Source organism: Elizabethkingia argenteiflava, assembly GCF_009904105.1.
Classification (GTDB): Bacteria; Bacteroidota; Bacteroidia; order Flavobacteriales; family Weeksellaceae; genus Elizabethkingia; species Elizabethkingia argenteiflava.
In genome coordinates this window covers 1-3,739 of the sequence record NZ_JAAABJ010000323.1, presented here as the reverse complement: position 1 = coordinate 3,739, position 3,739 = coordinate 1, and the positions used below count along the sequence as shown (strand labels likewise).

Here is a 3,739-nt window from a genome sequence, read left to right as displayed (position 1 = left end):
CCTGATAGCCTAGCTTTTCACCTCCCATTCGGCTTGGGGTGTGGCTGCCGTCCAACTGAACGCTTGACATATCCAATTTTCTTTTATTAAGAAGCAAAAGACCTATCCAAACCTTTCTGAAAGAGCCGTCTTTGCTCCATTTATTGAAATAATAGTAAATGCTTTGCCAGCAGATTTTCTCTTTGACAAAGTATTCTTTCAAACTTAATTCACGCTACTGACAGTCTGTTTTCAGGCGTTTTACAATAAGCTGAATTATTTTTACCAGATCGTATCTCGTCGAAAACCCTCTTTTTCCTTTCCTTAAATGAAGTAAAATCCATCTTTCTATTTTATCTTTGCTGGAGATTTCCAGATTATTAGTTATTTAAATTGCAATTCAGATTTGCTGTTTTTCTCGGAACTCTTTCTTATATAAATAAGTTTAAACAACTTCTATATTTATTTATATTAGCACATACACAAAAATGAAATACAGATGGCTTATTCTATACAGAAAGTACGTTTCTCAATAGCGGAATCCGACTACTATTTTAAGGAGATTTTGGTTAAAAGCTTACTTCATAATCCTTTCTATTCTATTGTCAAAAACTGCAATAATGGGCACGAGCTTATAAGTCAATTGTACTTTCGCCAGGAGAGCATTTTTCTTATAGACCTTTATATGCCCATAATGAGTGGTATAGAAGCAATTAAATTCATACGACAATCGGGTAATCTTACTCCTATTATAACCTATTCTGCAACCTTTCAGGAGGATATGTTTTCAATGCTGAAAGATTTACCTGCGGTTTATTATTGCCAAAAGAAAAGCATCATAATATTGGAAGTATTAAAGAAATATGTTTTGACAGTTTCAAAAAACTATGATGAATATCTCAATGAGTGGAAAGCACAGCCGCTTGTCGTGCAAGAATATATGGAGCGTCAACAAAAGGGATGGTATATGCCTTCTTTAATTGAAATTCAGATTATGAAATTGTGTTACGAGGGACTGAGTAACAAAGAAATAGGACAATACCTTAATTTAAGTACTAGAACAATTGATACCTATATTACAAGGCTAGCGCAAAGACTGGGCTTAAGAAATAAGATTGATCTTATTCGCTTTTGCGTAGAACAGGGCTACTATAATTCTAGTACATGAGAATTGGTTTTTATTTCACCAAAGGTGATGTTTAATTTCGTTGCAGCTGAATTTTAACCAAAATTTCAAAGAACACCATTTTCACATTCGTATTTCATTCACAAATCAAATAAATTTATGCGAATTGAGCAAATAATTTTTGAAAAAAATATTCTCTTATATTTTATAGTTTGTTATATTTGAATATTTTTTTGTCGGTTTTTTGTAATATATTTTTAATTAATAAATGATTATTTTTATCATTTTATTATGCGCTTAATTTTGAAAATATAAGACCTTTTTATTAAAAAATGAAAGGGTGTTTTTACTCTTATTTTGAAAGGAAGTTAAAGTCCTGTTTTTACTAATAATAAGTGTTTATTATGGATTATATAAAATAATTAAGAATAAAGCGGAATAGCCTGACCCTTAGTCTTAATCGTTCATAATAGTCAATTTTGAACACCATATCAATTAAAGAAGCATAAATAGATTGACAATATTATTTTGATTTTAATATATTTTTTACAATTGAAAATCTGTGTTTTAGGAAGCTGTTTTATAAAAAAGTATAAGTTTGTTTGTAAGAAGTAAAAAAAACTATATCTTTGCACCAGTTAAAAATGAAAGTTCTTTATTGAGCGCTGGCCATCGGGGTCTGGTACAATTAATTTAAGAGCAAGAGGAGGTAGGTGGTGATAGGAGTCTTTTCCGTTACTAATTCTAAAATTTTTAACGCTTAAAATGATCCGGTAGTTCAGCTGGTTAGAATGCCGCCCTGTCACGGCGGAGGTCGCGGGTTCGAGTCCCGTCCGGATCGCAACTATTAAATCAAAATAGTACAAAATACTGTAAAATAGATCTTTTACAGTATTTTTTTTGTGCCCGTTCCAAATGGAGCTAAAAAACGACAATCTTTTAAGAGAGTCTCCAGAATTTTGTGTAAATGATAATATAGCGGTATCTTATATTAAGATTCTATTTTCACATATATCCATAAATTGGTTTAATACAATAGGCCAATTTCTAATAGGCATTGTCCATTTTCTTTCAATTTCACTGATAGCTAAGTATACAGACTTCTTCAAATCATGATCAGTAGGGGAAGAGAGTTTATTTTTGGTTTATTTACGGATATTTTCATTCCCACTTTTCTTCAAAATAATGCAGAGCTGATTCTTCCTGTTCTCTATTAACAGCTGTATATATTTCTTTCATATCTTCCGTAACTTCCTTCAGTTATTTCCACACTACATAGCGACAGGAATTTCTGATTTGTTGTACTACACATATTTGTGTAGTAGATTGCGGGGAAACAGCTCTTATAGTGTCTGTAAATCCATTAAGATTATCTGTACAGGTAATAAGAATATCTTCAACACCACGTGCCTTTAGATCAGTCAAAACACTCATCCAAAAAGGAGAACTTTCTGTCTTACCAATCCACATGCCGAGAACCTCTTTGTAGGCTTTCATATTAAGACCGATGCAGAGATAAACTGTTTTATTGACAACTTTTTCTGCTTCTCTGACTTTGAAAATAATACCATCCATCTAGGCAATCAGGTACAATGATTCCAGAGGGCGCTTCTGCCATTCTGTAGCTGATTGCGTAACTTTATTTGTAATAATAGATATAGTAGAACAGGAAAGGTTGATACCATAAATCTCACGCAGCTCATCTTCAATATCGGAGGTACTAAGCCCCTTGGCATAAAGAGAGATAACTAATCTTTCTATGGAAAGCCCTCGGCTCTGATGTTTGGGAATAACAACGGGCTCAAAAGAACCCTCCCTGTCTCTGGGGACTTCAATGTGGTTTCCTCCATGCTCTTTATGGATAGTCTTCGAATAACTCCCATTACCAGAATTACCACTTCCTGAATCTTTCCCTGAATACTTTTGATAAACCAAAGGAGCATTCATCTCACTTTGGAGAATTTATTCCACCACCTGAGTATGAAGTGTCTTGAGAAAATTACTAACATCCTCTTCTGTCTTGAATTGGCTTAAAAAATCCTTACTCAATACATCTTGAGGACTTGACCTTCAAAATTTTTGTTTGATTCCATTTTGATCATGTTTTTATATTAAAATTAATAATCCGAAGATAAACTCCCGAATTACCATTTACACAATCTTATGGACGGTGCCACTGTGTGATATTCTTAGGATTATGTGTTAACCTCAACTGGATTTCAGAACAGTATATACGAAACTCTTCTTTTTATGTTGGATTACCTATTGTTGTTCCAATTGTTTTGATTGCAGCTATATTTTTAGGTATATATTTAAATCTTTCTATTTGGTATAAACTTTCTGACAAAACTAGGTTTGGTGCATATATTTCAATTATTGGTGCAATCGTAACAATAAGTATTAATTACTTTTTTATTCCCTCATATGGTTACTGGGCTAGTTCTTGGGCTACATTTGCCTCATACTTAATAATGATGATAATTTCTTACTTTTTAGGGCAAAAGTATTAGAGCCTGTTTAAATTTTATTGATTAATAATTTTATAGCAGATAATTTGGTCATATTTTCGGAGGATTCATGTAAGAGTTGATAATTCCTGCAAAGCCTTCTATCATTATCAAACCATGAAAAGGT

General features: G+C 32.6%; 2 protein-coding genes, 1 tRNA gene and 1 pseudogene. 2 read left to right on the top strand and 2 right to left on the bottom strand.

The genetic code is table 11. The features are described 5' to 3' along the window. The coding region (locus GNY06_RS03480; protein ID WP_166518820.1) for a transposase at positions 1–202 on the bottom strand (202 nt) is incomplete at its 3' end. A 276-nt stretch (positions 203–478) separates the two neighbouring features. Between GNY06_RS03480 and GNY06_RS03475 the strand changes: the two genes are divergently transcribed. Next, entirely contained in the window at positions 479–1,147 is a 669-nt protein-coding gene (locus GNY06_RS03475; protein WP_166518819.1) for a response regulator transcription factor, read from the top strand. Between the two features lie 725 nt (positions 1,148–1,872). Next, a tRNA-Asp gene (locus GNY06_RS03470) sits at positions 1,873–1,946 on the top strand. 145 nt (positions 1,947–2,091) lie between these two features. On the opposite strand, the pseudogene GNY06_RS15520 reads toward GNY06_RS03470, so the two are convergent. Next, positions 2,092–3,154 (bottom strand): annotated as a pseudogene (locus tag GNY06_RS15520) (IS256 family transposase). Between the last annotated feature and the right edge of the window lie 585 nt (positions 3,155–3,739).

Bases quoted from the DNA above. Each gene is read 5' to 3' on its own strand.
- GNY06_RS03475 (WP_166518819.1), top strand. From the start codon at position 479: ATGGCTTATTCTATACAGAAAGTACGTTTCTCAATAGCGGAATCCGAC.